We start from the raw sequence: 26,975 nt of genomic DNA on the forward strand, positions 1-26,975 counted from the left end.
CCACGGGCCCGGACCCCGGAACGTCGCGGGGCCCGGGCCGACGTGACGTCGTACCCGGGCCCGGCAGCACATCTCCAGGAGATGACGAGCACCCGTTGCGGTCAGCCGCAGGCCTTCTTCAGGGCCTCGCCGAGCGCGTCGGCCTCGTCAGGCGTGAGCTCCACCACAAGGCGTCCGCCGCCTTCGAGCGGAACGCGCATGATGATGCCCCGTCCCTCTTTGGTGACTTCGAGCGGGCCGTCACCCGTCCGCGGCTTCATGGCCGCCATGCTCGTTCCCCTTCCTGCAACCGCTCAGCTACGCACCGGCAGTCCGTCCACCGCCGGTATCGAACGCATTGATCGGAAGCCATTATCCCGCATGCCACGGCCTGATGACCAACATCACTCTCGGTGCAACATCGGCCGGACCGCCCCCAAGCGCCGCAATTGCCGTCATAAGCCCCGGCGTGGCGGCGGTGCGCACGTCGCCGGAAGGTGCGATACCTCACACTCCCCAGCCGGCCGGATGCTCCGGCATCCTGGCACACGACCGACACCGAGCCGAGAACAACCGATCCGAGCACAAGGGAGCCCCTCGCCCATGTCCGATTCCGTGCTGTACGAGCTGGACGGCGGCCTGGCCGTCATCACCATCAACCGCCCGGAGGCGATGAACGCCCTGGACGTCGCGACCAAGGTCGCGCTGCGGGACGCCGTGGTCGCCGCGGCCGCGGACCCGGCGGTGCGCGCGGTGCTGCTGACCGGGGCCGGCGAGCGCGCGTTCTGCGTCGGGCAGGACCTGAACGAGCACCTGACGATGCTGAAGCGGGCCGAGGAGACCGGCGAGACCGCGCTGGGCACCGTCGCCGAGCACTACAACCCGTTGGTGCGGGCACTGGCCGGGATGCGCAAGCCGACCGTCGCCGCGGTCGGCGGGGTGGCGGCCGGCGCGGGCGCCTCGCTGGCCTTCGCCTGCGACTTCCGGATCCTCTCCGACCGGGCGGGCTTCAACACCGCCTTCGCCGGGATCGCCCTGACCGCCGACTCCGGCGCCTCCTGGACGCTGCCCCGGCTGGTCGGGCACGCCAAGGCCACCGAACTGCTGATGCTGCCCCGGACGGTGAAGGCCGCCGAGGCGATGGAGCTGGGCCTGGCCACCAGGGTGGTGCCGGCCGAGGAGTTCGCCGCCACCGCGCGGACCTTCGCCCGGGAGCTGGCCGAGGGCCCGACGCTGGCCTACGGCGCCATCAAGGAGTCGCTGGCGTACGGCGCTTCGCACTCGCTGGACGAACTGCTCGACAAGGAGGACGAGCTGCAGACCCTGGCCGGCGAGAGCGAGGACCACCGGATCGCGGTCCGCGCCTTCGTCGCCAAGGAGAAGCCCACGTACCTGGGCCGCTAGCGCTCGTCCCCGCGGGTCCCGGCGGTGCGGACGTGGCAGTCCGCCAGGTGGTCGTCGACCAGGCCGCAGGCCTGCATCAGGGCGTAGGCGGTGGTCGGGCCGACGAAGCGGAAGCCCTCCTTCTTCAGGGCCTTCGCGAGCGCGGTCGACTCGGGCGTGACGGCCGGCACCTCCCCCAGCGTGCGGGGGGCCGGCCGGTCCGGGGCGGCGGCGAACCGCCAGATCAGCGCGTCCAGGCCGCCGTCCAGGTCGCGGGCGACCTTGGCGTTGGCGATCGACGCCTCGATCTTGGCCCGGTTGCGGATGATGCCGACGTCGGCGAGCAGCCGCTCCACGTCCGCCTCGCCGAACTCGGCGACCTTGGCGATCTCGAAGCCGGCGAACGCGGACCGGAAGCCCTCCCGGCGGCGCAGGATGGTCAGCCAGGACAGTCCGGACTGGAAGGCCTCCAGGCAGACCCGCTCGAACAGGGCGTCGTCGCCGTGCACCGGGCGGCCCCACTCGGTGTCGTGGTAGAGCCGGTAGTCGTCCGTCGACTCGCCCCAGGCGCAGCGGCGCAGGCCGTCCGCGCCGAGTACCGCGCCCTCGACCGGAACACTCATGCGCCCACCTCGCTGCGCTCGGCAGGGGCATTCGCCCACACGCACCTCACGATGATGAGCTCACTCCGTTCGCTCATGCGCCCACCTCGCTGCGCTCGGCAGGGGCAATCGCCCACACGCACCCCACGATGACGAGCCCACCCCGTTCGCTCACTGGTCCCCCACCGGCTTCGCGTCCTCGGGCTGCTTGGTGAGCGCGACGGCCGGCTCGACCACCTTCGCGAACTCCTCCAGGCCGGGCAGCGGTTCGGCGCCGGCGTCCGGGCCGTTGGTCGCCTCGACCGCGCCGCGCAGGTGGGCGGCGGCCTCCAGTTCGGCGATCCGCGAGTCGCGGTAGGCGAGTTCGGCGCCGAGGCGGTCCAGGACGTCGTCGACCTCGTCCATCCGGTAGCCGCGGACGGCCATCGGCAGCCGCAGGTCGTCCACGTCCGACTTGCTCAACGGACGGTCCTGCGGCAGCCGGGCGGCGATGCGGTCCTGCACCGCCTCCGGCATCGAGCCGCCCCCGCCGAGCGCCACCAGCGCGGCGCCGCCCACCACGACGGCCATGGCGACCACGATCACCCAGAACACGAGCTGTCCTCCCGAACTCCCGGCCGGCCTGCTGCGAAGTGCCCACGACCAAACTGATCATGACAGCATGGTCCCTGTGAGGCCGGGGGCCATCATCGCACCCGCAGCAGCTGTGGAGGAGACATCGGTGGCACTGCGCCTGGGACCGCGGGAATTCGGCGACGACGAGCTGGTGATCATGGCGATCGTCAACCGGACACCGGACTCGTTCTTCGACAAGGGTGCCACCTTCGCGGACGAGGCCGCGTTCGCCGCCGCCGACCGCGCGATGGCCGAGGGTGCGGCGATCCTGGACATCGGCGGGGTGAAGGCCGGGCCCGGCGACGAGGTCACGGTGGAGGAGGAGCTGCGACGCACCGTGCCGTTCGTGGCCGAGCTGCGCAAGCGCCACCCGGAGGCCGTGATCAGCGTGGACACCTGGCGGCACGAGGTCGGCGAGGCGGTCTGCGCGGCGGGCGCCGACCTGCTGAACGACGCCTGGGGCGGGGTGGACCCGAAGCTCGCCGAGGTGGCCGCGCGCCACGACGTCGGGCTGGTCTGCACGCACGCGGGCGGCGCCGAGCCGCGCACCCGGCCGCACCGGGTCGGCTACCAGGACGTGATGGCGGACATCCTGCGGGTGACCATCGGCCTGGCCGAGCGGGCGGTGGGGCTGGGCGTGCGGCGGGACGCGGTGATCATCGACCCCGGGCACGACTTCGGCAAGAACACCCGGCACTCGCTGGAGGCCACCCGGCGGCTGCCGGAGATGACCGCGACCGGCTTCCCGGTGCTGGTCTCGCTGTCCAACAAGGACTTCGTCGGCGAGACGCTGGACCGGCCGGTGAACGAGCGGTTGCTCGGCACCCTGGCCACCACGGCGGTCTCGGCCTGGCTGGGCGCGCAGGTCTACCGGGTGCACCAGGTCGCGGAGACCCGCCAGGTGCTGGACATGGTCGCCTCGATCCGGGGCACCCGCCCCCCGGCGGTCGCCCGCCGGGGGCTGGCGTAGGGCCTGCCGGCCCTACGGTCCTGGCTCTCGGTCCTGGATCTCGGTCCTAGATCTCGTTCACCGGCCGGCGGGCGTCGGCGAGGATCTTCATGACCTCGTCGATCTCGTCGGTGATGTGGAACAGCTCCAGGTCGTGCTGGGCCGCCTTGCCCTGCGCGACCAGGGTGTGCTTCAGCCACTCGTAGAGGCCGCCCCAGTACGCGCTGCCGAAGAGGATCACCGGGAAGCGGGTGACCTTCTTCGTCTGCACCAGGGTGAGCGCCTCGAACAGCTCGTCCAGCGTGCCGAGCCCGCCGGGCAGGACCACGAAGCCCTGGGAGTACTTCACGAACATCGTCTTGCGGACGAAGAAATAACGGAAGTTCAGCCCGAGGTCGACGAACTCGTTGAGGCCCTGCTCGAAGGGCAGCTCGATGCCGAGCCCGACACTGAGGCCTCCGGCCTCGGAGGCGCCGCGGTTGGCGGCCTCCATGGCGCCCGGTCCGCCGCCGGTGATCACCGCGTAGCCGGCCTCGGCGAGGGCCCGGCCGATGGCCACGCCGGCCTCGTACTCGGGCGAGTCGACCGGGGTCCGGGCGGAGCCGAAGACGCTGATCGCGGCGGGGAGTTCGGCGAGGGCGCCGAAGCCCTCGACGAACTCGGAGGTGATCCGCAGCACCCGCCACGGATCGGTGTGCAGCCAGTCGGTCGGGCCGGTGGTGTCCAGCAGTCGCTGGTCCGTGGTGCTCGTGCCGACCTGGTCCCGGCGCACCAGCACCGGGCCCTTCTGCTTCTCGGGCCAGGCCTTCGTCTTCCGCGGCACGCCGACCTGCTCGGGGCCGTGTCCGTAGTGCTTTTCGTCTCCTGTGCCTGTCATGACGAAACCCTACGCCTGGCGATCCCCGATTTCAGGCAACAGGAGAAGGTCGGTTGGACGACCGGAAGATGGCGTTCAGCCGATGGGCGGCCGGTTGGGCCGGCCGCCCGTCGGCCCGGCGCCTCAGCTGGTCAGCCAGGTCCGCAGCCGGTCCTCGGTCTCGGCGATGGAGCTCAGCGAGCAGTGCTCGTCCCGCTTGTGCGCGAGGTTCGGGTCGCCGGGGCCGTAGTTGACCGCCGGGACGCCCAGCGCGCTGAACCGGGCGACGTCGGTCCAGCCGAACTTGGCCCGGGCCTGGCCGCCGGTGGCCGCCAGGAAGGCCTGCGCGGCCGGCTGGGAGAGCCCGGGCAGCGCGCCCGGGGCGAAGTCGGTGACGGTCAGCTCGAAGCCGTTGAAGACCTCGCGCACGTGCTTCTCCGCGTCCTCCTCGCTGCGGTCCGGCGCGTAGCGGAAGTTGACCGTGACGACGCACTCGTCCGGGATGACGTTGCCGGCCACGCCGCCGTCGATCCGGACCGCGTTCAGGCCTTCGCGGTACTCCAGGCCGTCGATCTCCACCTGGCGCGGCCGGTAGTCCGCGAGCCGGGTGAGCACCTCGGCGGCGTGGTGGATGGCGTTGTCGCCGAGCCAGCTGCGGGCCGCGTGCGCGCGCACGCCGGTGAGCCGGATCTGCGCCCGCAGGGTGCCCTGGCAGCCGCCCTCGACGACCGCGCCGCTCGGCTCCATCAGGACCGCGAAGTCGCCGGCCAGCCACTCCGGGTGCTCCGCGGCGAGGTGGCCGAGGCCGTTGCGGTGGGCCTCCACCTCCTCGCAGTCGTAGAACACGAAGGTGAGGTCGCGGTTGGGTTCGGGCAGGGTGGCGGCGAGCCGCAGCTGGACGGCGACGCCGGACTTCATGTCCGAGGTGCCGCAGCCGTAGAGCAGGTCCCCCTCGACGCGGGAGGGCAGGTTGTCGGCGATCGGCACGGTGTCCAGGTGGCCGGCGAGCAGGACCCGCTCGGGGCGGCCGAGGGTGGTGCGGGCGACCACGTTGTTGCCGTACCGGTCGACGGTCAGGTGCGGGTAGCCGCGCAGGGCGGCCTCCACGGCGTCGGCGAGCGCCTGCTCGTCGCCGCTCACCGACGGGAAGTCGACGAGCCGGGCGGTCAGCGCGCCGCCGTCGAGAGTGAGGTCCAGGGGCGTCGTGTTCGGGCTGCTCATGGCGCCAGCCTAGTCGTCGCGTTGTGTGGCCCGTGTGGCTGTTCTGTGACACGGAACGTGACGGCCAACGGCAACCGGGTGGCGCCGCTCACCCGTCCGAGTGGGTACGGTGTCGGATCAAGAAGCAGGCGCGAGAGGGGCGACGGTGGCCAGGAGAAAGAGCGATGAGCTGGGCGAGGAGTCGGCGCCCCGCCGTCGCAGGCCGCTGCGCGCGGTACTGATCGTGCTGCTGGTCCTGGCGGTGATCGCGGTCGGCCTGTGGTGGCTGCGCGAGGGGAAGACCGAGCCCGAGGGCTGCTCGGTGAAGACCCCGGCCGGCGAGGGCACCCTGGAGATCCCGCAGGCGGCCAACGCCGCGACGATCGCCGCGGTGGCGCGCTCGCGCGGGCTGCCGGACCGGGCGACCACCATCTCGCTGGCCACCGCGATGCAGGAGTCCAAGCTGCGCAACCTCGCGGGCGGCGACCGGGACTCGCTCGGCCTGTTCCAGCAGCGGCCCTCGATGGGCTGGGGCACCCCGCAGCAGATCCAGGACCCGGTCTACGCGACCAACAAGTTCCTGGACGGCCTGGTCAAGGTCCCCGGCTACACCCGGCTGCCGCTGACCGACGCGGCCCAGGCGGTGCAGAAGAGCGGCTACCCGCAGGCGTACGCCAAGCACGAGACCAAGGCGACGCTGCTCTCCTCGGCGCTGGCCGGCCGGGTACCGGGCTCGTTCAGCTGCGTGGTGCACGACTACACCAAGCCGGACCCGGCGGACGCGGCCGCGCCCGCCGCGGGCGCCTCGGCCTCCCCGACCGCCGCGCCGGACCGGGCCCAGGTGCTGTCCGACCGGGTGCGCCGGGAGTTCGGCCGCACGGTGACCCCGGAGACCGGGTACACCTCGACCATCAAGGGCGCCGAGAACGCGATCGCGCTGACCCCGGACCCGTCCGCCGCCGCGCTGACCTCCTCGTCCGACGCCGGGGCCGACGCCGGGGTGAGCGCCGAGCTGGCGAGCGGCTGGGAGGTCGCCCACTGGGCGGTCGCCCAGGCCCAGCAGCTGGGCATCGCGACGGTCGCCTACGACGGGAAGATCTGGCGCAAGACCAAGTCGGAGGACGGCTGGCAGCCGCAGACCTCCGGGACGTCGACCAAACTCGTTCAGGTCACCCTCGCCACGTCCTGAAAGGGCTGATGCACTGACGTACGGGTTGCCGCCGTACGGGTGAACCCGGTCAACCTCGGTGGACGCGGCGCCCGCTCCGGCGACCCCCGGTGGAGAACCGTCACTCCCCTTGCCCGGAGCCGGGTCCACCGGGTCGGACGGGCCCCGCCGGGCGACGTCGCCATGGTCATACGATCCGATGGTCGGTCAGAAACTTTCCTTGCTCAGGCCGAAACCTTCTGGCTTCTCAAGCGGTAACAACGTCGTCCGCCCGGCGGACGGGACGGACCCAGACCCTTCGAGGAGCCCCATGTCTCACCCCCTCACGCGCCGGATCGCCAGCGCCGCGCTGCTCGTGGCGGCCGGAGCGACCCCGCTGGTCGCGGCCGGCTCCGCGTCCGCCCTGGGCGGCGACGCCCTGCTGCCCAAGAGCGACCTGGCCGCACCGCTGGGCCAGCTGACCAACACCGACACCGGTTCCACCCTCCAGCACACCACCCACCAGCTGGGCCAGGCCGCCGGCAGCACCGGCGCCGCCACCGTCGCCGCGGGCGTACCGGCCTCCGCCGACGCCGCCGGCACCATCGTCGCCCACCAGCTCCCCGAGGCGAACGAGAAGGCCGGCTCGCTGACCGCCCCGGTCGACCAGACCGCCGCCACCACCGGCCAGCTCTCCGCCGTCACCCCGAAGGTCGCCTCCGCGCTGGCCGACAAGCTCGGCGAGGCCGTCACCGGCAAGGGCGTCGGCACCCGCAGCGCCGCCGCCAGCCCGGTCGGCGGGCTCTCCCAGGCCGGCTCCGTCGCCCAGGGCCTGCCCGGCGCCGACAAGCTCGCCGGCGCCGTCCCCGGCACCAACGCCGTCACCGACGCGCTGCCGCTCGGCGCCGTCCAGCGCGCGCTGCCGGCCCTGCCCGGCACCGACGTCCTGGGCCTGGCCGAGCACGGCTCGGCCAACCGCCTCGGCGGCGCCGACCTCGGCCCGAACAACCCGCTGTCCGGCCTCACCGGCGCACTCGGCCCGGTCGGCGGCCTGCTGCACGGTGTGAACGGCGGCAGCATCAGCGGCCTGCCGCTGTAACCGTCCGCGGCATCGCGCGGTATCGCAGGGCATGACGAAGGGGCCGGTGTCGGTGGACACCGGCCCCTCTCGCGCTCCGCACTAGCGGGCCGCGTTCAGCCGCTCCACGGCCGCGGCCACCCGCTCGTCGGTCGCGGTGAACGCGACCCGGACGAAGCGCTCGCCGGCCGGCCCGTAGAAGTCGCCGGGCGCCACCAGGATGCCCAGCCCGGCCAGCTCGGCCACGGTCTCCCAGCACGGGCGGTCCTGCGTCGCCCACAGGTAGAGGCTCGCCTCCGAGTGCTCGACCCGGAAGCCGTACGCCTCCAGCGCCGTCCGCAGCGCCGAGCGCCGGGCCGCGTACCGCTCCCGCTGCTCCGCCACGTGCGCGTCGTCCGACAGCGCCGCGATCGTCGCCGCCTGGACCGGCGCGGGCACGATCATGCCGCCGTGCTTGCGCACCTCCAGCAGCTCCTTGACCACCACCGGGTCGCCCGCCACGAAGGAGGCGCGGTAGCCGGCCAGATTGGAGCGCTTGGAGAGCGAGTGGACGGCCAGCAGGCCCTCGTGGCCGCCCCCGCAGACGTCCGGGTGCAGGACCGAGACCGGCTCGGCCGTCCAGCCCAGCTCCAGGTAGCACTCGTCGCTGACCAGCAGCGCCCCGTGCTCCCGGGCCCAGGCGACGGTACGGCGCAGCTCGTCCTCGCCGAGCACCCGGCCGGTCGGGTTGGACGGCGAGTTCACCCAGAGCAGGCGGACGCGGGAGCCGTCCAGCTCGTCCACCGAGTCGTACTCGACCGGCTCCGCGCCGCACAGCCGCGCGCCCACCTCGTAGGTCGGGTAGGCCAGCCGCGGGTAGGCGACCTGGTCGCCCGGACCGAGGCCGAGCTGGGTCGGCAGCCAGGCCACCAGCTCCTTGGAGCCGACGGTCGGCAGCACGGCCTGCGGGCCGATCTCGGCGCCGCAGCGGCGGTGCAGCCAGCCGGCGACCGCCTCGCGCAGCTCCACCGGGCCCCAGACCGTCGGGTAGCCCGGCGTGTCGGTGGCGGCGGCCAGCGCCTTCTGGATCACCTCGGGGACCGGGTCCACCGGGGTGCCCACCGAGAAGTCGCAGAGACCTCCCGGGTGGGCCAGCGCGGTCGCCTTGTACGGCTCCAGCTTGTCCCAGGGGAAGACCGGCAGGAGGTCGGAAACGCGGCGCGCCGCCCCCGGGTGGCCCGGGAACGGCGCGCGCGTGCTGTTGGTGCTCACAGCTCAGTTTCCACCGATCGTCAGTGGTCGGCGTTCTGCGGCGGCAGAGCGGCGATGAACGGGTGGTCACGCTCGATCAGGCCCAGCTTCGAGGCGCCGCCGGGAGAACCCAGGTCGTCGAAGAACTCGACGTTCGCCTTGTAGTAGTCCTTCCACTCCTCAGGAGTGTCGTCCTCGTAGAAGATCGCCTCGACCGGGCAGACCGGCTCGCAAGCGCCACAGTCGACACACTCATCCGGGTGGATGTAGAGCGATCGCTCGCCCTCGTAGATGCAGTCAACCGGGCACTCTTCGATGCACGCCTTGTCCTTCACGTCGACACAAGGCTGCGCGATGACGTAGGTCACGCTGTCGTTCCTCCTCGGAAGGGCCGTGGCGGCCCGTTCTGTTCTACTCGCGTGCGCGGTGAGCGCGGCGTCGTCGATGCCCGCCCCTAGTATCGCGGGTCGGAGACCGCAAATGCACAGGAGGTGCCCAGATGACGGCAGCCGGGCCGGTTCAGGACCGTCCGGAGGTCCGGATAGATCGCTCTGACGTGGGACGACGCGTGTCCGTCCGGCGCATCTCGGAGTTCGTGGGCGACCGGCCGGTGTTCCGGGATGCGATCGGCGTGCTCACATCGTGGGACGATCATGGGTTGACGGTCGCCCCGCGCAGCGGCGAGCCGGTCTCCTTCGCCGAGAAGCTGCTGGTCGCGGGCAAGGTCGTGCCGCTCTTCCCGGCCCGCCGCGCTCCCCTGCCCGCCGCCACGCCCGTCGAACTCCAGCGGATCGCGGCCCGCGGCTGGCCCGCCGTCGAACAGGAACCGCTCGGCGAGTGGACGCTGCGCGCCTCGGCCGGCTTCACCCGGCGGGCCAACTCGGTGCAGGCGCTCGGCGACCCCGGGCTCGCGCTGCCCGACGCGCTCGCGGCCGTCCGCGCCTGGTACACGGCCCGCGACCTGCCCGCGTACGTCGAGGTGCTCACCCCCGGTTCGCCGGCGGACCTGCGGGCCGAGCTCGACCGGCTGGGCGCCGGCTACGCGCCCACCCTGGTCCGGACGGCCCCGCTGGCCGGGCTCACCCGGATCGGCTCCGGGCACGACCGGGTCCGGCTCGCGCGGACGGCGGACGCGGCCTGGCTCTCGCTCTACCGGCGGGTCGGCGAGGACGAGGCGCTGGAGGAGGCCGCCCGGCAGGTGGTGCACGGCGGGCCGTCGGTCTGGTTCGCCACCGTGCCCGGCGCCCCCGGGCAGCCGCCGCTGGCGATCGGACGCTGCGTCATCGACGGGCCCTGGGCCTGCTTCGGTGCGATCGAGGTCGCGCCGTACGCCCGACGGGCCGGACTGGCCACGACCGTCATGGCGGTGCTCGCCGCCCGGGCCGCCGAGGAGGGGGCGACCGGCGGATACCTGCAGGTCGAGGCGGACAATGCCGGTGCGATCGCGCTCTATGACGGACTCGGCTTCACGACCAGTCACACTTACCACTACGCCCTTCTCCCCCAGGGGTAGCACCGCCGTCCGACCCGCCCGCCCGAGCCGCCCGCCCACCCGACTCGTCCGCTTGCCCGCCCGCCGTACGAAAGCCGTCGCCGTCACCGTGACCGAGCAGAGCAGAGACCGCTTCCGGACCGCCGCCCGCGCCGAGCCCGCCGACCCGGTGCTGCTCTGCCTGCTCGCCGCCGCCGAACACGGCCCGGTCCTGGACCCGGACGACCCGGGCGAACCGCCCAGCGTGGACGCCCTGCTCGCCGCCTGCGAGGCCGCCCTGGAGCGGCACGCGAGCGCCGTCCGGCTCGCCGTCGCCGAACGCGCCCCCGCCGGGCCGGAGGAGACCGCCGCCCTGCTCGCCGCCGTCCTCGGCGGGCGGGAGCGGTTCCACGGGCAGCAGTCCGACTACCGGCGGCTCGAATCCTCGCTGCTGCCCGACGTGCTGCGGCGCCGGCGCGGACTGCCGATCATGCTGTCCCTGGTGTGGATGGCGGTCGGGCGGCGGGCCGGGCTCACCGTCCACGGCATCGCGCTGCCCGGCCACTTCATCGTCGCCGTCGGCGGCCCGGCCGGCGGCGAGGAGTACGTGCTCGCCGACCCCTTCCACGGCGGACGGCTGCTCGACCCGGACGACGCGGAACGCCTGGTCCACGCCGCCGGGCAGGAGTTCACCCCCGACCTGCTCACCCCGGCCCAGCCGCTCGACATCGTGCTGCGCGTGCTCGGCAACATCCGCGCCTGGGCCGCTGACCGCCCCGAACACGCCCGCACCCAGCTCTGGGCCGCCGAACTCTCCCTCCTGCTGCCCCGCCACCCCGCCCAGCTCCGCCTCGAACGAGCCGAACTCCTCGTGCGCACCGGCGACTTCCTCGGCGGCTCGGCCGAGATGGACGCCTACGCGCAGATCCTCGACGCCTTCGACCCGGACACCGCCGCCAAGGTCCGCCAGGAGGCCCGGGCCGCCCGGCACCGCCTCAACTGACGGCCCCCTACAGCCAACCCTTCTCGCGGGCGATCCGCACCGCCTCGGTGCGGTTGCGGGCCTCGGTCTTCTGGATCGCCATCGACAGGTAGTTGCGGACCGTCCCCTCCGACAGGTGCAGCCGCCTCGCGATGTCCGCGTTCACCGCGCCGTCGGCCGCCGCGCCCAGCACGTCCCGCTCGCGCGCCGTCAGCGGGTTCGCGCCCTCCGCCAGCGCGGCCGCCGCCAGCGCCGGATCGATCACCCGCTCCCCGCGCAACACCCGGCGGATCGCCTCCGCCAGCTCCGAGGCCGGCGCGTCCTTCACCAGGAAGGCGTCCGCACCCGACTCCATCGCCCGCCGCAGGTACCCCGGCCGGCCGAAGGTCGTCGCGATCACCACCCTCGTCCCCGGTGCATGGCGGCGCAGCTCCGCGGCCGCCTCGATGCCCGTCATCCCCGGCATCTCGATGTCCAGCACGGCCACCTGCACCCCGTGCGCCAGCACCGCCGCCACCACCTCGTCGCCGCGTCCCACCTGCGCGACGACGTCGATGTCGCCCTCCAGCCCGAGCAGCGCCGCCAGCGCCTCCCGGACCATCCCCTGATCCTCGGCGAGGAGGACGCGGATCAGGGCCCCGTTCCGTGTGTCGCTCATGGCCACGACCTTAGGTGTCCCCCGCAGCTTGCGTCTCCCGTAGGGGGAGACGCCAGGCTGGACCCATGGACGGCAACGACGCCCACTACTCGATCGGCGACCTCGCCCGGCGCACCGGGCTCACCGTGAAGACCATCCGCTTCTACGCCGACACCGGCCTCGTGCCGCCCACCGACCGCACCACCGCCGGCTACCGGCGCTACGACGTCCACGCCCTCGCCCGGCTCGACCTCGTCCGCACGCTGCGCGAACTCGGCCTCGACCTGGCCGCCATCCGCCGCGTCCTGGAACGGGAGACCCCGCTGCACGAGGTCGCCGCCGCGCACGCCGAGGCGATCGACGTCCAGATCCGCACCCTGCGGCTGCGCCGCGCCGTCCTACGGGCCGTCGCCCAACGCGCGTCCACACCAGAGGAGACGACACTCATGCACAAGCTCGCCAAGCTCTCCGACGCCGAACGCCGGCGCCTCGTCCACGACTTCATCGACGACGCCTTCGGCGGACTGGACGCCAACCCGGAGTTCGTCGCGATGCTCCGCTCCGCGATGCCCGAACTGCCCGACGAGCCCAGCGCGGAGCAGGTCGAGGCGTGGGTCGAGCTCGGCGAACTCGTCCAGGACCCGGACTTCCGCGCGGCGATCCGCGCGATGGCCGAACACCAGGCCGCCGAACGGGCCGACGGCGACACCACCGGGCTGCACCACGACCTCACCGCGACGGTGCGCTCGCTGGTCGGCGCCGCGCTGGCCGACGGCATCGCGCCGTCCGCCCCGGAGGCCGACGCCGTCCTCGCCGGCTTGACCGCCGCGTACGCCGAGACCTTCGGCCGCCCGGACGACGCCGCCCTCCGCCAGTGGCTGCTCACCCGCCTGGAAACCGCCAACGACCCGCGCGCGGAGCGCTACTGGCACCTGCTCGCGGCGATCAACGGCTGGCCCGTCCCGGACAGCCTGCGGGAGGTATTCGAGTGGTTCACCGCCGCCCTGCGGGCCAGACTGGCGGCATGCTGAGCCTGGAACGACTCCGACCCGACCACGCCGAGGCGCTCCTCGCCTTCGAGGAGGCCAACCGCGCCTACTTCGCGCGCGCCGTCCCCGACCGGGGTGACGCCTACTTCGCCGACTTCCCGGCCCGCCACGCCGCCCTCCTCGCCGAACAGGCGGCCGGCACCTGCCACTTCCACCTCATCCTCGACCCGGCCGGCACCCTGCTCGGGCGCCTCAACCTGGTCGACGTCGAGGGCGGCGGCGCCGAGCTCGGCTACCGCGTCGGTGAGGCCGCGGCCGGCCGGGGCGTCGCCACCGCCGCCGTCGCCGAGGCCTGCCGCCTCGCCGCCACCGCCTACGGCCTGACCTCGCTGACCGCCGTCACCACGCTGGACAACGCCGCCTCCGCGGCCGTCCTCACCCGCAACGCCTTCACCGTCGTCGGGAGGCTCACCATCGACGACCGCCCCGCCCTCCGCTTCCGCCGCCACCTCGCCGACGGCGGCTGACCGCCCCGGCCACCGGGTCGCGGCACCCGGACGGCCGTCCCGCACCCGACGGGTCGGCCGGTACCCCGGCTGTCAGCCGGTTCAGCACGCCGCCGCAGAACGTAGTGACCGGAGCAGGAAGTCGGCCGGGCCGACTTCCTGCTCCGGTTCGCGTCACAGCCAGCGCTGGGCGGCCTCGACGGAGTCGGCGCCGCTGGTGTTGAAGGCGATGGCGGCCTGGGGGGCGTGGCGGCGGACGAGGTTCACCACGTGCTCGAAGAAGGTCAGGGCCGGTTCCGGCTTGCGGATGCCGCCGCCGATGACGACCACGTCCCAGGGGCGTCCGGCGAGGGCGGCGACGATCGCGGGCTCGGCGCTCGCGTCGGGGGCGACCAGGGTCATGGCGGCGTCGATGCCGTGGTCGGCGAAGCGGGCGAGTTCGGTGTCGAGGCCCGCCCGCAGGGTGTCGCCGTCCAGACCGCGGACGGTGTGCGGGTCAAAGCCGAGTACGAGAACGGTAGCCATGCCCGGAGGGACGATCGGCCCGGGCCGCCGGGTTCCCGCGCCGGGCTCCCGGGCCAAGGTCCGGGCCCGGACGGTCTAGGACTTCTCGGACGGCTGCGGGGCGACCGGTGCGGTGACCGTCCGCAGGGGCACCGAGGCCCGGAGGCGGAAGCCCCGGCCCCGCTCCCCCGGCCCGCTCTCCAGCCGCCCGCCGACCAGCGCCAGCCGCTCCTGCAGGCCCGAGAGCCCGTTCCCCGGCTGGGACTTGCCCGGACCGCGCCCGTTGTCGGCGATCTCCAGGACGGCGTAGCGCTCGCCGCTCGCCTCCCAGCTCTCGTCGGCCGTGACGGTGCAGACGGTGGCGCCCTCGCCGTGCCGGACGATGTTGGTGACGGCCTCGCGCAGCGCCCAGGCCAGCACACCCGACTCCTCGTTGGCGAGCCCCGGCCAGGCCTCGGCCAGTTCCGGCGCGGCCTCCAGCCGCACCTGTGCGGCGACCAACGCGGTACGGGCGGCGGCGAGTTCGACCGGCAGGGTGGGGCGGCGGAAGCCGGTCACCGCCTCCCGGACGTCGATCAGCGACTGCCGGGCGACCTGCTCGATGTCGGCGACCTGCGCCCGCGCCGCCTCGTCCTTGCCGGCGTCCATGAACCGCCCGGCCAGTTCGCTCTTCAGCGTGATCAGCGACAGCGAGTGCCCGAGCAGGTCGTGCAGGTCGCGGGCGAGGCGCAGCCGCTCCTCGGAGGCGGCCAGGTGGGCGACCGCGGCGCGGGCCTCGCGCAGTTCCTTCATGGTGGCGACCAACCGCTGCAGGCCGGTCATCGCGATGCCGGAGAGGAAGGCGCTGAGCGTGAAGGTCGCGATGTCGTCCCCGCCGGCGTGGATGAGCAGGCCGACCGTGGCGGTGAGGGCCGCCATGCCGCCGAGCGCGCGGAGCGCGTACCGGGCCGGCGTGATGATCGCGACGCACACCGAGGCGTAGATGAAGAGGGTCAGGAAGGCTCCGCCGAGCACGCAGGCGGACGCGATCGCGAACACCACCATGGCCGCCACGACGGCTCGGCAGGCTCGCGGCCGCATCCCCGCCGTCGAGCGGAAGATCACCAGCAGGACGTAGCCGCCCACGAAGAACGCCAGGCAGGCCCAGCCGAGCACCTCGCCGGCCAGGCTGTGGCCCCCGTGCAGCAGGTTCCCCACCGGGTAGGCCAGGTAGATCATCCAGAGCAGCATCCAGGCGATCTTGACCAGCATCTGCCGACGGGTCTCCACCGGGGAGCCGGGGACGTTCATGAACGACGCGCGCGCCGGGCCCGCCTCCCGCTGCTCGTCGAAGGGGTGGGCCCGGCGCGCGTCATTCATGGAGGTCATCATGCCTGGCGGGTGTCGCGGCGGTACAGCGCCGCCGCGGCGACGACGAACACCGCGAGGAAGGCGGCCAGTCCGGCGACCGCGACGGTGTCCAGGGAGTGCCCGGGCTGGGTGAAGGTGGCCAGCTTGTTGTACAGGTACACCGGGTTGAACCGGGCGAACTTCTCCAGCGAACCACTCACCGGGAACCACGTCCCGCCGAACAGCGCCATCACCATGTAGGTGATCATCACGATGGTCTGCACCGAGTCCGGCGCCGCCGCGTACCCGAGCGCCACCCCGAGCGCCGCGAACACGAAGCTGCCCAGCCACAGCGCCGCCGTCAGGCCGATCCACTGCGGGGCGCTCAGCGACACGCCCTGGCTCGCGCCGACCGCGAAGACCACCAGGATCGCCGGCAGCGTGGTCACCGCGCTCGCGGCGATCTTGCCGAAGGTGTACGCCCGCCCGGGCAGCGCGGTGAGCCGCAGCTGGCGCACCCAGCCGCTCTTGCGCTCCAGCGAGATCCGCTGCGCGCTGCCGGTGAGCACCGCGCCGACCGCGCCGAAGGTGGCCATCGAGACCATGAAGTAGGTCTTCACCGGCAGGCCGCCGGCCAGCTTGGAGGAGTCGTAGGCGTGGATGAAGAAGAAGTACATCAGCGCCGGGTAGGCGATGGTGAAGAGCAGGTAGCGCCGGTTGCGGAGGGTCCGCAGGATCTCCAGCCGGATCAGGGTGGTCATCGCGCGCTCTCCTTCGCCGCCTCGTACTGGTCCTGCTCGCCGGTGATGGTCAGGAAGGCCTGTTCCAGGCCGAGGCCGGTGACCTCCAGCCCGCGCGGGTACAGGCCCGCCCGGTAGAGCCCGGCGACGCTCGCGTCGGCGTCCGCGGTCCGGATCCGGACCGTCCGCACCCCCGGCACCCGGGCGGTGACGTCCAACGACTGCACGCCCGGCAGCATCCGCAGCACGCTCTCCTCGAACTCGCCGTCCGCGTCGTGGAGTTCGAAGGCGACCCGGCGGGCCCCGGCGCGCGCCTTGATCTCGGCGGAGCTGCCGTCGGCGATCAGCCGGCCCCGGTGCAGGACCAGGACGCGGTCGGCGATCGAGTCCGCCTCCTCCAGGTAGTGGGTGGCGAACAGCACCGTGCGACCGGCGTCGGCCTGCGCCCGCATGCTCGCCCAGAACGCCTGCCGGACGCTGACGTCCATGCCGGTGGTGGGCTCGTCCAGCACGATCAGGTCGCTCTCGCCGGCGATCGCGAGCGCGAAGCGGACCCGCTGCTCCTGGCCGCCGGACAGCTTGTCGACCCGGCGCTCGGCCAGTTCGGTGATCCCGGCGTCGGTCAGTACCCCCGTGACCGACCGACCGCGCGGGTGCACGTCGCAGGCGAGCCGGACCAGCTCGCGGACCTTGACGTCGGCCATCAGCCCGCCGCTCTGCAGCATCGCGCCGACCCGGCCGGCCGCGATCGCCTCCCGCGGCGTGCCGCCGAACAGCGTGACGCTGCCCTGGTCGGGCTCGCGCAGGCCGAGCAGCAGGTCCAGGCTGCTGGACTTGCCGGCGCCGTTCGGGCCGAGCAGGGCGACGGTCTCGCCCGGCCGCAGCACGAGGTTGAGATCGTCCACGGCGCGCACCCGCCCGTAGCTCTTGCCGACGCCGCGGAAGGCCGCCACTTCGGTCCCCATCGCCCCGCTCCTCTGCCCTGGTGGTGTCACGTCCGGTGTCGTTCGCACCACGTCAGGGTCCCGTGCGGGCGGGATGCGGCGGCAGTGTCCGCCGTCGTGCCTTCGGCATGACGGATGTCATGCCGGCGGCCGGTACCCGCGTCACGCCGGTACGCGTGACGGGGCCCGGCCGCCGCATCCGCCGGTCAGGGGCTACCTGTCGGGCTTCACGCCCCCAGCGCGCGCTTCACGAAGTCGACCTGGAGCAGCAGCAGGTTCTCCGCGACCTCCTCCTGCGGCGTCATGTGGGTGACGCCCGACAGCGGCAGCACGGTGTGCGGGCGCCCGGCCGCGAGCAGCGCGGAGGACAGCCGCAGGGTGTGCGCGGCGACCACGTTGTCGTCCGCCAGGCCGTGGATGATCATCAGCGGCCGCTCCAGCCCGGCGGCGTACCCGGTCAGCGAGTTGGCCGCGTACACCTCGGGCCGCTCGGCCGGGTGGCCGAGGTAGCGCTCGGTGTAGTGGGTGTCGTACAGCTCCCAGTCGGTCACCGGCGCCCCGGCGACGGCCGCGTGGAAGACGTCCGGGCGGCGCAGCACGGCGAGCGCGGCGAGGTAGCCGCCGTACGACCAGCCGCGGATGGCGACCCGGCCGAGGTCCAGCGGGAACTCCTCGGCGAGCGCCTGCAGCGCCTCGACCTGGTCGTCGAGGGTGGCCCCGGCGAAGTCGAAGGCGATGGACTTCTCCCAGGCCGGGTTGCGGCCGGGGGTGCCGCGCCCGTCGGCGACGACCACCGCGAAGCCCTGGTCGGCGAACCACTGCGAGTTGAGGTGCGGGTTGTGCGCCTGGACGACGCGCTGGCCGTGCGGGCCGCCGTACGGGTCCATCAGGACGGGCAGCAAGCCGTCCCGCTCGCGGTCGTAGCCGGTGGGCAGGAAGACGGCGGCCGGGATGCGGCGCTCGCCGGCGAAGCGGAACACCGGGCGGGCGGTGATGACCGGGGTCTCGGCGTACGAGGCGATGGTGGCGACGTCGTCGACGACCACGCCTTCGGGCAGGTCGCGGGCGACCTGGACGAGGGTGCCGGGCAGGTCCGGCTCGGCGGTGGCGCGCACGGTGATCCCGCCCGCGTGCACGGCGCTGGTGACGGAGGTGAACGGACGGCCGTTGGAAGACTCCCAGGCCAGCCGCTTGCCGTCGTGGCTGATCCGGCCCACCGCGATCCAGCCGGGCTCGGGGTCGGTCTCCCCGGCGCCGCCGGAGGCGCTGAAGAACACCTCGTCGTCGGTGACGGCGACCACCGACCGCAGGTGCAGGTCGGCCCCGGTGACGGCCTGGTCACCGATCACCAGCGCGCGCACCCCCGCGTCGTCCGAGATCCGGACCAGCCTGCCGTCCGGGGTCCAGGCCGGGACGCCCTGGAACAGCTCCAGCCAGACCTCGTCGCGCTCCTCGAACAGCACCTCGGTGGCGCCGGTGGCCACGTCGAGGCCGAGGATCCGCTGGCTGCGCTGGTCGCGGGCCTGGACGAGCAGCAGCGGCACGCCGCCGGTGGACCAGTGCACCCGGGCGAGGTAGGGGAAGGCCGCCCGGTCCCAGACCACCTCGGTGCGGCCGCCGTCCAGGTCGAACACCCAGAGGCCGACCTCGGCGTCGGCGGTGCCGGCGGCCGGGTAGGCGATCTCGGCGGGCTCGCGCTGCGGGTTGGCCGGGTCGGCGATCCACCAGCGGCGCACCGGGGAGTCGTCGGCGCGCTCGACCAGCAGCCGCTCGCCGTCCGGGGACCACCAGAAGCCGCGGTCGCGGCCCATCTCCTCCTGGGCGAGGAACTCGGCCTGCCCCCAGGTGACGTTCGGGCCGTCGGGCTCGGCGAGCGCCCGGTCGGCGGTGCCGTCGGTGCGGGTGAGCCGCAGCTCGCCGGCGGTGTTGGCGTAGGCGACGTGGCTGCCGTCCGGGGCGACCCGCGGATCCAACAGCGGTCCCTGGGCGGGCAGTTCGGCGGTGGCGCCGGAGGCCAGGTCGGCGGTGAACAGCCGGCCGGAGAGAGCGAAGGCGGCCAGCCGGCCGGCCGTGTCCAGGGCGTAGCCGACGATGCCGGCCGAGCCTTCGCGGCTGCGCTCGCGGCGGGCCTTCTCGGCGGGCGAGAGGTCCTCCTCGCCGCCGCCGAGCAGCACGGCCGGGTCGGCGGCGATCCGCTCCTCGCCGGTGGCGGTGTCGAGGGTCCAGAGCAGGTTGGTCCGGTCGCCGCCCGACCGGGAGCGCAGGAAGACGACCCGCGAGCCGTCCGGTGAGACGGAGAACGAGCGGGGCGCGCCAACGGTGTAGCGCAGGGTACGCGCGTACTGCCGGGGGAAGGTGTCCGCAGGGGTGTGGGAGGTCATGGCACCAGACCCTACGACGCCCCGCTCCCACTGTCGGGAGCCTGGTGATCACTCGTTCGGAGCATCGTTCCGAAGTACCCCCCAAAGGGGCTCATACCCCCTCCGACCGGCCCATGCGCCCCACGAGTGCCGCAGCGCCCCGACGTGCGGAGACTCACCGCGTGTAATGCTCCCCTCACCCATCGGGTATGACTGGTCGGGCGGTGATCGTCGGGTCCCGTCCCGGGCCCCGGTCACCCGACCGCAGGTCCCGCACGGTCCCACCGCCACCCTCCCGGGTGGCGCACCCGAGAAGGGGTGTGAGCCGACATGGCTTTGTCCGTCTCCGCAGCCATGCTGATGCTGGTCATCGTGGTGGTGCTGATCCGCCGCTCCAGCCTGAAGCTCGGGCACGCGATCATCTGCGCACTGCTCGGCTTCTACCTGGCCTCCAGCTCGATCGCCCCGTCGATCAGCCAGGTCACCAGCAACCTCGCGGGGATGATCAACGGCCTGAAGCTCTGACCCCGCCACCACGGCCGCCATCGTGACGACAGGCTCTAGGCTTTCCCCCATGACCGCGACTACCGGCCGCCGCCTGCTCCTGGTGCACGCCCACCCCGACGACGAGTCGATCGGCAACGGCGCCACCATGGCCCGGTACGCCGCCGAGGGCGCCCACGTCACCCTGGTGACCTGCACCCTCGGCGAGGGCGGCGAGGTGATCCCGCCCGGGCTGGCCCATCTGACGGCCGATCGGGACGGCACCCTCGGCGCGTACCGGATCGGCGAGCTGACCGAGGCGATGCGCGCGCTCGGCGTCACCGACCTGCGTTTCCTCGGCGGCCCGGGTCGCTACCGCGACTCCGGGATGATGGGCGTGCCCGACAACGACGTGCCCGGCTGCTTCTGGCGGGCCGACGTGGACGAGGCGGCCGGTCACCTGGTCGCGGTGATCCGCGAGGTCCGGCCGCAGGTACTGGTCACCTACGACGAGAACGGCGGCTACGGGCACCCGGACCACATCCAGGCGCACCGGGTCGCGATGCGCGCGTACGAGCTGGCCGCCGATCCGGTGCACCGCCCGGAGCTGGGCCCGGCCTGGCGGATCGCCAAGGTGTACTGGAACCGGATGCCCCGCTCGGTGCTCGAGGCCGGGCTCGCCGAGACCGCCGCCAGGGCGTCCTTCCCCGGGGTGGCCCAACCGGCCGACGTCCCCGGCGTGGTGGCCGACGAGGTGGTCACCACCGTGCTGGACGGCTCCGCGTACGCCGGGCACAAGGCGGCCGCGATGGCCGCGCACGTCACCCAGATCACCGTGGACGGCGCCGCCTTCGCGCTCTCCAACCACCTCGGCCAGCCGCTGCTCGCCACCGAGTACTACCAGCTGGTACGCGGCCAGGCCGGACCGGACCGGCCCGAGGAGGACCTGTTCGCGGGCCTGGCGCCCGACCCCGACCCGCTGCACACCCCCGCCGAGGAGAGCGTCCGATGACCGAGCCCGCCGCCGCCCGGCCGCCGCGCCGCTCGTTCCCGGCGACCGTCCTCGGCACCCGCGAGGAGCGGCTGGCCGAGTCCCAGCCCCCACGCGCGGCCCGGATCGCGGCCTACGTCCTGTTCTTCCTGCTGGGCATCGCGGTGTCGGTCTGCGGATCCTTTGTGCAGGCCTTGTGGCCGCCTGTGGGGGTCCTGCTGTCGCTCGCCGCGACCGGCGCCACCTTCTACGCAGGCCTGCGGGTCACCGGCACCCGGCTGGGTGCGGCGCTGCCCGCGGCCGGCTGGTTCCTGGCGATGCTGCTGGTGATCGTGCCCCGGCCGGAGGGCGACAACGTGCTGTGGTCCAACGCCACCTCGCTCGGCTGGCTGTTCGCCGGCTCGGTCCTGGGCGTGATCTGCGCCACCCTGCCGACCCGCGGCAGCTGGTTCCCGGGCGTGCCCGGACCGCCGCGCTGACCCCACCCCCGGGGCGCGTACGGCGCCGTGCACGACGCGCAGTCAGGAGCACACGGCCGTACTCTCATACCGGAGGAACCGGACGTATCAGGATCTGTCCGAAGCCGTTCGCCGCTCAGTTCTTCCCAGTATGGTGGTCCCGCAGAACGCCGTACCCGACCGCCGCCCGCCCAGGCCCGGCGACCACGAACCGCGGTCGCGCCGCACGGCCCGCCCGCGAACCCGGAGCAGAGCAGCATTGAGCAGCCGCGAATCTGACAACGCCCACCCGACGCCCCGGCGTACGGGCCCGGACGCCTACCCGTCGGGCACCCCGCCCTACGGCACACCGGGGCTCCCGGGCGGCGACCGGACCGGTGCCGCCCAGGGCGCCGCGTCAGGCGGCGAGGACGACGGCCCGAAGACCGAGACCACCCTGACCACCCGGGTCCGGATCAACATCCCCGGGTCGCGCCCGATCCCGCCGGTCGTGGTCCGCAGCACCGTCAAGAACGAGGACGGCCCGGGTGACGAGGCCCCGGCGCCCGCCCCCGAGCCGGGCGGCCCGCGGCACCGTTCCGCGCCCGCCTCCCCCGTCCTCGGGGTGATGGACGGCGGCGCCCAGACGGCCACCCCGCCGAACCTGCCGCCGGAGTGGCAGGTCCCGCCGATCCCGCCGGCGACCTCCGAGTCGGAGTCCACCGGCGCCTGGTTCCGGCCCCGGCAGAAGAAGGGCCCCGAGTCGGCCGGCGCACCGGAGACCCCGGCCGCGCCCGCCGCCGCCGAGCCCCGGCCGACGGCCGCCCCGGCCGCCCCGGCCACCGGTGCCCGCCAGAACGGCACCCGCCCCGCCCCGGGTGCGGCCCGTCCGAACGGCCGCCCGGTGCCCGCCCAGACCAAGGGGCCGAACCCGAACGGCGCACCCGCCGCACCGTTCCCCGCCGGCCCCGGCGCGCAGCCCCCGGCGGAGGAGCCCGGCGTGTACGAGGCCGCCGCCCCCTTCGTCCCGCCCGTCGCCGACCCGTTCGCCCCGATGGCTCCCGAGGCCGAAGCCCGCGGCCGGCGCGACGCCCGCCCGCAGCAGGGCACCCCGCCGAACGGCGCCCAGCCGAACGGCCGGCAGCCCAACGGCCGACCCCAGCAGGGACCGCGCCCGGGCGCCCGCCCGCCGGGCCCGGCGGCCGGCGCGGCCGACCCCGAGGACACCTCGGTCGACGGCTTCGAGCCGATCCGCGAGGGCACCCCGCCGCCCGCCGCCATACCCGGTCTGCCGCAGCGCGGCGCCTCGCACGGCGGCGAAGCCCGCCCGCAGCCGGGCCTGTTCGCCTCGGCCCCGGCCGGCGCCGACCCGTTCGCCACCCAGCGCCCCGCCGCGCCCGGCCAGGACGCCTTCGCCACCCCGCCCCCCGGCGGCCTCTTCCCGGGCGCCCCCGGCGCCGCCCCCGGCCAGCCGCAGCAGCCCGGGCGGGACCCGGAGGCCACCGAGCTCACCCCGCTGCCGACCCCCGGCCCCGGCCCCCGGCCCGAGGACGCCCAGTCCGCGCCGGTCCCGCCCGCACCGCAGCCGGCCAAGGCCAAGGCCGCGCCCGGCAAGGCCAAGCGCGGCGGCGCCGGCAAGAAGCTCGTCAAACTGGGCGTCTACGGCATCGGCGGTGTGCTGTTCCTCGGCGCCGCCGCGTACGGCACCGGCCTGATGCTCAACCAGTCCGACGTCCCCAAGGGCACCGTGGTGCTCGGCACCGACATCGGCGGCAACAGCCGCGACCAGGCGATCCACCAGCTCGACGAGACCGTCGGCAAGGCCGGCCAGCAGCCGCTCAAGCTGAAGGTCGGCGACCAGACGCTGAACCTCGACCCGACCGTCGCCGGGCTGAGCTTCGACACCACGGGCACCGTGGACGGCCTCGCCCAGCACAGCTACAACCCGGTCGACGTCATCAAGTCGCTGAAGGGCGGCACCAAGGCGGTCGCACCGGACGTCAAGGTCGACCGGGCCAAGCTCAAGGCCGCCCTGGACACCCTGGCCTCCGGCTCGGGCCAGGGCCTGCAGGAGGGCTACGTCAAGTTCGGCGACAACGGCGACCCGCTCGTGGTGCCCGGCCGGGCCGGTCAGGCCATCGACTCGGCGAGCGCCCTCGACGTGGTCGAGCAGGCCTACCGCGACCGTGCCGCCGGCAAGCCCGACCAGCCGATCGCGCTCGCCGTCACGGCCGCCCAGCCCAAGGTCTCCCCGCAGGCCCTGCAGGCCGCCGCGGACAGCCTCGGCAAGTCCGCGGTCAACGGCAACGTGTACCTCGTGGCCGGTGCCAAGAAGTGGGGCTTCGGCAAGCTGGTCGCCGCCAAGACGCTCACGCTCGCCCCGGACGCCTCCGGCAAGATCGTGCCCAAGTGGGACCTCGACGCGCTGAACGGCCAGCTGAACGGCGTGTTCGACAAGGTGAAGGTCAAGAAGAACGGCCAGACCGCCGCGATCACCCCGCAGGACGTCGCGGACGCCATCACCCCGCTGCTCGACAAGACCGGCGAGAAGGACCGCACCTTCAAGTTCACCGTCGTCTGAGCGACGACCGCGCCGATCGGGGGGCGGGCCGGATCCCGGCCCGCCCCTCGACAACTCCCCCCTCCGGTCAGCAAGATGTGACGCCACACCTTCCGCCACAGCCACCTCGGGGAGCACGCCGATGAGCCGCCGCCTCCAGTACCGGCCGGCTCTGCTCGCCGGCCTCACCGCACTCTCGCTCTCGCTGACGCTCTGTTCGTGCGCCTCCGGTCAGGGCGACGGCGGCGCGAACGGGCCGGCGGCCGCCGAGATCCCCAAGTTCACCTCGATCGACATCAACCCGCTCGACCGCTCCCGGCTGCGCCAGGGCGGCACCCTGCACCTGGCGATCGCCCAGTTCTCCCGCCAGTGGTCGCCGATCCAGAACGACGGCAGCGAGTCCTCGACGATCAGCGTCACCAAGCCGCTGCTGCCGACCTTCTTCCGCTCCGACGCGGCCGGCACCCAGACCGTCAACCCCGCCTACCTGCAGGACGCCCACGCGGAGCTGCGGGACGGCCGGCAGGTGGTCGTCTGGACGCTCAACCCGAAGGCCCACTGGTCCGACGGCACCCCGATCACCTGGCGCGACATCGAGGCCAACTGGCGGGCCCTGAACGGGAAGGACCCGGCCTACCGGCCCTCCAGCAGCACCGGCTTCGAACAGGTCTCCTCGGTCGAGCGGGGCAAGGACGACTTCCAGGCGGTGATGACCTTCGACCGGCCGTTCTCCGAGTGGCAGTCGATGTTCAACGGCGCCGCCAACGCCCCGCTGCTGCCCGCCAGCCGGATCGCCACCCCTGAGCTGTTCAACTCCGCCTACCTGGACGCGATCCCGGTCACCGCCGGCCCGTTCAAGGTCGAGCGGCTGGACCGCGCCGCCCAGACCGTCACCCTGGTCGCCGACCCCTCGTGGTGGGGCGACAAGCCGATGCTGGACCGGATCGTCTTCCACGCCATGCTGCCCAACGCCATGGCCGCCGCCTTCGCCAAGGGCGAGATCGACCTCTTCAACAACGGCCCGGACGTGGCCGGGTACCAGACCATCAAGAACACCAAGGGCGCCGCCGTCCGCCGGGCCGGCGGGCCGGACTTCCGCCAGCTCACCCTGAACGCCCGCACACCGGCGCTCAGCGACGCGACCGTCCGCCAGGCCGTCTTCCAGGCCATCAACCGGGACGCCGTCATCCGCTCCGACCTGAACGGCCTGGACTGGCCCGCCGTCCCGCTCAACAACCACCTGCTGGTCGCCAACCAGAACGCCTACCGGGACAACTCCCTCGGCCTCAGCCGCTACGACCCCGCCGAGGCCGCCCGCAAGCTGGACGCAGCCGGGTGGAAGCTCGACGGCGACGTCCGGAAGAAGGACGGCCGCGAGCTCAACCTGCGGATGATCGTCCCGGCCGGCGTCACACAGGCCCAGAACGAGGCCGCCAGCACCACCCGGATGCTCAAGGACGTCGGTATCGAGGTCACCACGGTCACCGCCGCCGCGAACGAGTTCTTCGACCGGTACGTCAACCGCAACGACTTCGACATCGCCGCCTACTCGCTGCTCGGCACGCCCTTCCCGGCCAGCGGCAACCGCGCCAACTTCGTCCAGAACGGCGGCACCAACCACGTCGGCGCGGGCAGCCCGGCGGTGGACACCGCCCTCGACCGGGCCGCCGCCGCGCCCGATGCGGCGACCGCCTCGGAGGCGATCAACCAGGCCGACGGCGAGCTGTGGAAGGTGGCCGGCGTGCTGCCGCTCTACCAGCGTCCCCAGCTGTACGGCGCCCGTGCCAACCTCGCCAACATCGGCGCGCAGGGGCTGTCCGACATCGTCTGGGAGAACGTCGGCTTCGAGCGGTAGGCGACGGCGGCCCTCCGGCACCCTCAGCCGTCGAGGGTCTCCCGCCAGAAGTGGCAGGCGCTGCGGCGGCCCGGCAGCTCGGCCCCGTCCGCGGCCACCACCGGTACCAGCGGCGGGAGTTCGGTCAGGCAGCGGTCCTGCACCCGGTCGCAGCGAGGGTTGAACGCGCAGCCCTGCGGGATCCGCAGCAGGCTGGGCGGCAGGCCCTTGATGGCGTGGAGGTTCTGCCCCTTCTGGTCCAGCCGGGGGATCGAGTCCAGCAGGCCGCGGGTGTACGGGTGGGCCGGGCGCGCGTACAGCTCGCGCACCGGCGCCGTCTCGACGATCCGACCCGCGTACATCACCGCGATCGTGTCCGCGACGTCGGCGACCACCCCGAGGTCGTGGGTGATCAGGATCAGCCCCATGTGGAACTCGTGCTGCAACTCGGCCAGCAGGTCCATCACCTGGGCCTGCACGGTGACGTCCAGGGCGGTGGTGGGCTCGTCCGCGATGATCAGGTCCGGCTCCAGGGAGAGCGCCATCGCGATCATGATGCGCTGGCGCATGCCGCCGGAGAACTGGTGCGGGTAGTCGCCGACGCGCTGCCTGGCGGCCGGGATGCGCACCCGGTCCATCAGCTCGACGGCCTTCTCCCTGGCCTCCTTGCGGCTGACGCCGTGGTGCACCTGGAACATCTCGCCGAGCTGGTAGCCCACGCTGAGCACCGGGTTGAGTGCGGACAGCGCGTCCTGGAAGATCATCGCGATCTTCTGGCCGCGGACGGCCCGCCGGGCCCTGGAGCCCATGGTCAGCAGGTCCTCGCCGCGGTAGAGGATCCGACCGGCGGTGATCCGACCGGGCGGCATGTCCAGGATGCCCATGATCGCCTGCGCGGTCACCGACTTGCCGGAGCCGGACTCACCCAGCACCGCGAGCGTCTCACCGGCCGACACCGAGTAACTCACCCCGTTGACGGCCTTGGCGACGCCGTCCCGGGTGACGAACTCGACGTGCAGGTCGTCGACCTCCAGCAGCGGGGTGCCGGGCACCAGGTTCTCCCGACCGCCGCCGATCACTTCCACCGCGTCCGTCCGCGGCTCACCGCCCCTGCTCCGGGACGAGTTCGTCAGGTCAGCCATGGTGAGCAGCCCTCCCCAGCGCAGCAG

27 protein-coding genes are annotated in these 26,975 nt (G+C 73.6%); 13 read left to right on the forward strand and 14 right to left on the reverse strand.

The genetic code is table 11. The annotated features are described in order from the left end of the window. Positions 1-101: 101 nt before the first annotated feature. Positions 102-269 carry a DUF3117 domain-containing protein gene (locus ACIOJE_RS06555; protein ID WP_014137929.1) on the reverse strand — a complete coding sequence of 56 codons (168 nt, stop codon included), beginning with the start codon at positions 267-269 and terminating at the stop codon, positions 102-104. A gap of 313 nt (positions 270-582) precedes the next feature. Here ACIOJE_RS06555 and ACIOJE_RS06560 point away from each other — a divergent pair, with 313 nt between their 5' ends. After that, complete coding sequence (locus ACIOJE_RS06560) at positions 583-1,383, forward strand: enoyl-CoA hydratase-related protein (protein ID WP_280676387.1); 801 nt, start codon at positions 583-585, stop codon at positions 1,381-1,383. On the opposite strand, the gene ACIOJE_RS06565 is transcribed toward ACIOJE_RS06560, so the two are convergent. Together ACIOJE_RS06565 and ACIOJE_RS06570 are read right to left on the reverse strand one after the other, a co-directional pair. Beyond that, positions 1,380-1,985, reverse strand: coding sequence for a DNA-3-methyladenine glycosylase I (locus ACIOJE_RS06565; RefSeq protein ID WP_400773756.1), 606 nt, complete (start codon positions 1,983-1,985; stop codon positions 1,380-1,382). The genes ACIOJE_RS06560 and ACIOJE_RS06565 overlap by 4 nt on opposite strands. A 150-nt stretch (positions 1,986-2,135) precedes the next feature. Then, positions 2,136-2,558, reverse strand: coding sequence for a DivIVA domain-containing protein (locus ACIOJE_RS06570; protein WP_400773758.1), 423 nt, complete (start codon positions 2,556-2,558; stop codon positions 2,136-2,138). 178 nt (positions 2,559-2,736) lie between these two features. Between ACIOJE_RS06570 and folP the strand changes: the two genes are divergently transcribed. Then, positions 2,737-3,549, forward strand: a complete 813-nt coding sequence (gene folP, locus ACIOJE_RS06575) for a dihydropteroate synthase (RefSeq protein WP_280676632.1) — start codon at positions 2,737-2,739, stop codon at positions 3,547-3,549. A gap of 46 nt (positions 3,550-3,595) precedes the next feature. Here the strand turns inward: folP and ACIOJE_RS06580 are convergent, their stop codons facing one another. Further along, the gene (locus ACIOJE_RS06580; protein WP_280676391.1) at positions 3,596-4,405 is read right to left on the reverse strand and encodes a TIGR00730 family Rossman fold protein; all 810 of its coding nucleotides are present in this window, start codon (positions 4,403-4,405) and stop codon (positions 3,596-3,598) included. A 123-nt stretch (positions 4,406-4,528) separates the two neighbouring features. Next, positions 4,529-5,605 (reverse strand): succinyl-diaminopimelate desuccinylase, encoded by a 1,077-nt coding sequence (gene dapE, locus ACIOJE_RS06585; protein WP_400773759.1) that lies wholly within the window; start codon positions 5,603-5,605, stop codon positions 4,529-4,531. A 145-nt stretch (positions 5,606-5,750) separates the two neighbouring features. On the opposite strand from dapE, the gene ACIOJE_RS06590 reads away from it, so the two are divergent. After that, positions 5,751-6,773, forward strand: coding sequence for a hypothetical protein (locus ACIOJE_RS06590; protein WP_400773762.1), 1,023 nt, complete (start codon positions 5,751-5,753; stop codon positions 6,771-6,773). Between the two features lie 289 nt (positions 6,774-7,062). Further along, a complete protein-coding gene (locus ACIOJE_RS06595) occupies positions 7,063-7,830 on the forward strand; it encodes a hypothetical protein (protein WP_280676649.1) in 768 nt (255 codons plus the stop codon). Positions 7,831-7,911: 81 nt separating this feature from the next. Here the strand turns inward: ACIOJE_RS06595 and dapC are convergent, their stop codons facing one another. Then, positions 7,912-9,060, reverse strand: a complete 1,149-nt coding sequence (dapC, locus tag ACIOJE_RS06600) for a succinyldiaminopimelate transaminase (protein WP_280676398.1) — start codon at positions 9,058-9,060, stop codon at positions 7,912-7,914. A 20-nt stretch (positions 9,061-9,080) separates the two neighbouring features. Further along, entirely contained in the window at positions 9,081-9,407 is a 327-nt protein-coding gene (gene fdxA, locus ACIOJE_RS06605) for a ferredoxin (RefSeq protein WP_030061559.1), read from the reverse strand. Positions 9,408-9,607: 200 nt separating this feature from the next. Between fdxA and ACIOJE_RS06610 the strand changes: the two genes are divergently transcribed. Together ACIOJE_RS06610 and ACIOJE_RS06615 are read left to right on the forward strand one after the other, a co-directional pair. Next, on the forward strand, positions 9,608-10,552 hold the full coding sequence (locus ACIOJE_RS06610) for a GNAT family N-acetyltransferase (RefSeq protein WP_400773766.1): 945 nt from the start codon (positions 9,608-9,610) through the stop codon (positions 10,550-10,552). A gap of 52 nt (positions 10,553-10,604) precedes the next feature. After that, complete coding sequence (locus tag ACIOJE_RS06615) at positions 10,605-11,513, forward strand: transglutaminase family protein (RefSeq protein WP_400773768.1); 909 nt, start codon at positions 10,605-10,607, stop codon at positions 11,511-11,513. A gap of 7 nt (positions 11,514-11,520) precedes the next feature. On the opposite strand, the gene ACIOJE_RS06620 is transcribed toward ACIOJE_RS06615, so the two are convergent. Next, positions 11,521-12,150, reverse strand: coding sequence for a response regulator (locus tag ACIOJE_RS06620; protein ID WP_400773771.1), 630 nt, complete (start codon positions 12,148-12,150; stop codon positions 11,521-11,523). Between the two features lie 65 nt (positions 12,151-12,215). Here ACIOJE_RS06620 and ACIOJE_RS06625 point away from each other — a divergent pair, with 65 nt between their 5' ends. Further along, the gene (locus ACIOJE_RS06625; protein WP_400773774.1) at positions 12,216-13,160 is read left to right on the forward strand and encodes a MerR family transcriptional regulator; all 945 of its coding nucleotides are present in this window, start codon (positions 12,216-12,218) and stop codon (positions 13,158-13,160) included. After that, the gene (locus tag ACIOJE_RS06630; protein ID WP_400773776.1) at positions 13,154-13,645 is read left to right on the forward strand and encodes a GNAT family N-acetyltransferase; all 492 of its coding nucleotides are present in this window, start codon (positions 13,154-13,156) and stop codon (positions 13,643-13,645) included. Before ACIOJE_RS06625 ends, ACIOJE_RS06630 begins: the two co-directional genes overlap by 7 nt. A 153-nt stretch (positions 13,646-13,798) precedes the next feature. Here the strand turns inward: ACIOJE_RS06630 and ACIOJE_RS06635 are convergent, their stop codons facing one another. From ACIOJE_RS06635 to ACIOJE_RS06655, 5 genes are all read right to left on the reverse strand, one after another. Continuing rightward, positions 13,799-14,149: a hypothetical protein gene (locus ACIOJE_RS06635; RefSeq protein ID WP_400773779.1), complete on the reverse strand. Its 351-nt coding sequence runs from the start codon at positions 14,147-14,149 to the stop codon at positions 13,799-13,801. A gap of 75 nt (positions 14,150-14,224) precedes the next feature. Continuing rightward, positions 14,225-15,487, reverse strand: coding sequence for a sensor histidine kinase (locus ACIOJE_RS06640; protein ID WP_400773781.1), 1,263 nt, complete (start codon positions 15,485-15,487; stop codon positions 14,225-14,227). An 8-nt stretch (positions 15,488-15,495) separates the two neighbouring features. Continuing rightward, complete coding sequence (locus tag ACIOJE_RS06645) at positions 15,496-16,218, reverse strand: ABC transporter permease (protein WP_400773783.1); 723 nt, start codon at positions 16,216-16,218, stop codon at positions 15,496-15,498. Further along, positions 16,215-17,162, reverse strand: coding sequence for an ABC transporter ATP-binding protein (locus tag ACIOJE_RS06650; protein ID WP_280676407.1), 948 nt, complete (start codon positions 17,160-17,162; stop codon positions 16,215-16,217). The genes ACIOJE_RS06645 and ACIOJE_RS06650 overlap by 4 nt, the downstream gene beginning before the upstream one ends. Before the next feature lie 206 nt (positions 17,163-17,368). Then, complete coding sequence (locus tag ACIOJE_RS06655) at positions 17,369-19,522, reverse strand: prolyl oligopeptidase family serine peptidase (protein ID WP_400773787.1); 2,154 nt, start codon at positions 19,520-19,522, stop codon at positions 17,369-17,371. 309 nt (positions 19,523-19,831) lie between these two features. Here ACIOJE_RS06655 and ACIOJE_RS06660 point away from each other — a divergent pair, with 309 nt between their 5' ends. The 5 genes from ACIOJE_RS06660 (at position 19,832) to ACIOJE_RS06680 (ending at position 25,827) form a co-directional block, all read left to right on the forward strand. Further along, positions 19,832-20,026 (forward strand): DUF2304 family protein, encoded by a 195-nt coding sequence (locus ACIOJE_RS06660; RefSeq protein WP_280676409.1) that lies wholly within the window; start codon positions 19,832-19,834, stop codon positions 20,024-20,026. A gap of 49 nt (positions 20,027-20,075) precedes the next feature. Then, a complete protein-coding gene (gene mshB, locus ACIOJE_RS06665) occupies positions 20,076-20,996 on the forward strand; it encodes an N-acetyl-1-D-myo-inositol-2-amino-2-deoxy-alpha-D-glucopyranoside deacetylase (RefSeq protein WP_400773789.1) in 921 nt (306 codons plus the stop codon). Continuing rightward, entirely contained in the window at positions 20,993-21,454 is a 462-nt protein-coding gene (locus ACIOJE_RS06670; RefSeq protein WP_280676411.1) for a DUF6113 family protein, read from the forward strand. Before mshB ends, ACIOJE_RS06670 begins: the two co-directional genes overlap by 4 nt. A 238-nt stretch (positions 21,455-21,692) precedes the next feature. After that, positions 21,693-23,993 (forward strand): hypothetical protein, encoded by a 2,301-nt coding sequence (locus ACIOJE_RS06675; protein ID WP_400773792.1) that lies wholly within the window; start codon positions 21,693-21,695, stop codon positions 23,991-23,993. A gap of 121 nt (positions 23,994-24,114) precedes the next feature. Continuing rightward, positions 24,115-25,827 carry an ABC transporter family substrate-binding protein gene (locus ACIOJE_RS06680; RefSeq protein WP_280676413.1) on the forward strand — a complete coding sequence of 571 codons (1,713 nt, stop codon included), beginning with the start codon at positions 24,115-24,117 and terminating at the stop codon, positions 25,825-25,827. A 23-nt stretch (positions 25,828-25,850) separates the two neighbouring features. On the opposite strand, the gene ACIOJE_RS06685 is transcribed toward ACIOJE_RS06680, so the two are convergent. Continuing rightward, a complete protein-coding gene (locus ACIOJE_RS06685; protein WP_280676414.1) occupies positions 25,851-26,948 on the reverse strand; it encodes an ABC transporter ATP-binding protein in 1,098 nt (365 codons plus the stop codon). Positions 26,949-26,975 lie beyond the last annotated feature (27 nt).

Origin of the sequence: Kitasatospora sp. NPDC087861, from assembly GCF_044742585.1 — a bacterium.
Lineage (GTDB): Bacteria > Actinomycetota > Actinomycetes > Streptomycetales > Streptomycetaceae > Kitasatospora.

What these genes read in the sequence shown, in the direction of transcription:
- ACIOJE_RS06625 (WP_400773774.1), top strand. Translation starts at nt 12,216, where the DNA reads ATGGACGGCAACGACGCCCACTACTCGATCGGCGACCTCGCCCGGCGC.
- ACIOJE_RS06595 (WP_280676649.1), top strand. Translation starts at nt 7,063, where the DNA reads ATGTCTCACCCCCTCACGCGCCGGATCGCCAGCGCCGCGCTGCTCGTG.
- ACIOJE_RS06640 (WP_400773781.1), bottom strand. Translation starts at nt 15,487, where the DNA reads ATGAATGACGCGCGCCGGGCCCACCCCTTCGACGAGCAGCGGGAGGCG.
- ACIOJE_RS06560 (WP_280676387.1), top strand. Translation starts at nt 583, where the DNA reads ATGTCCGATTCCGTGCTGTACGAGCTGGACGGCGGCCTGGCCGTCATC.
- dapE (WP_400773759.1), bottom strand. Translation starts at nt 5,605, where the DNA reads ATGAGCAGCCCGAACACGACGCCCCTGGACCTCACTCTCGACGGCGGC.
- ACIOJE_RS06565 (WP_400773756.1), bottom strand. Translation starts at nt 1,985, where the DNA reads ATGAGTGTTCCGGTCGAGGGCGCGGTACTCGGCGCGGACGGCCTGCGC.
- ACIOJE_RS06650 (WP_280676407.1), bottom strand. Translation starts at nt 17,162, where the DNA reads ATGGGGACCGAAGTGGCGGCCTTCCGCGGCGTCGGCAAGAGCTACGGG.
- ACIOJE_RS06580 (WP_280676391.1), bottom strand. Translation starts at nt 4,405, where the DNA reads ATGACAGGCACAGGAGACGAAAAGCACTACGGACACGGCCCCGAGCAG.
- ACIOJE_RS06620 (WP_400773771.1), bottom strand. Translation starts at nt 12,150, where the DNA reads ATGAGCGACACACGGAACGGGGCCCTGATCCGCGTCCTCCTCGCCGAG.
- ACIOJE_RS06630 (WP_400773776.1), top strand. Translation starts at nt 13,154, where the DNA reads ATGCTGAGCCTGGAACGACTCCGACCCGACCACGCCGAGGCGCTCCTC.
- ACIOJE_RS06655 (WP_400773787.1), bottom strand. Translation starts at nt 19,522, where the DNA reads ATGACCTCCCACACCCCTGCGGACACCTTCCCCCGGCAGTACGCGCGT.
- ACIOJE_RS06555 (WP_014137929.1), bottom strand. Translation starts at nt 269, where the DNA reads ATGGCGGCCATGAAGCCGCGGACGGGTGACGGCCCGCTCGAAGTCACC.
- ACIOJE_RS06635 (WP_400773779.1), bottom strand. Translation starts at nt 14,149, where the DNA reads ATGGCTACCGTTCTCGTACTCGGCTTTGACCCGCACACCGTCCGCGGT.
- ACIOJE_RS06680 (WP_280676413.1), top strand. Translation starts at nt 24,115, where the DNA reads ATGAGCCGCCGCCTCCAGTACCGGCCGGCTCTGCTCGCCGGCCTCACC.
- ACIOJE_RS06685 (WP_280676414.1), bottom strand. Translation starts at nt 26,948, where the DNA reads ATGGCTGACCTGACGAACTCGTCCCGGAGCAGGGGCGGTGAGCCGCGG.
- ACIOJE_RS06660 (WP_280676409.1), top strand. Translation starts at nt 19,832, where the DNA reads ATGGCTTTGTCCGTCTCCGCAGCCATGCTGATGCTGGTCATCGTGGTG.
- mshB (WP_400773789.1), top strand. Translation starts at nt 20,076, where the DNA reads ATGACCGCGACTACCGGCCGCCGCCTGCTCCTGGTGCACGCCCACCCC.
- folP (WP_280676632.1), top strand. Translation starts at nt 2,737, where the DNA reads ATGGCGATCGTCAACCGGACACCGGACTCGTTCTTCGACAAGGGTGCC.
- ACIOJE_RS06645 (WP_400773783.1), bottom strand. Translation starts at nt 16,218, where the DNA reads ATGACCACCCTGATCCGGCTGGAGATCCTGCGGACCCTCCGCAACCGG.
- ACIOJE_RS06670 (WP_280676411.1), top strand. Translation starts at nt 20,993, where the DNA reads ATGACCGAGCCCGCCGCCGCCCGGCCGCCGCGCCGCTCGTTCCCGGCG.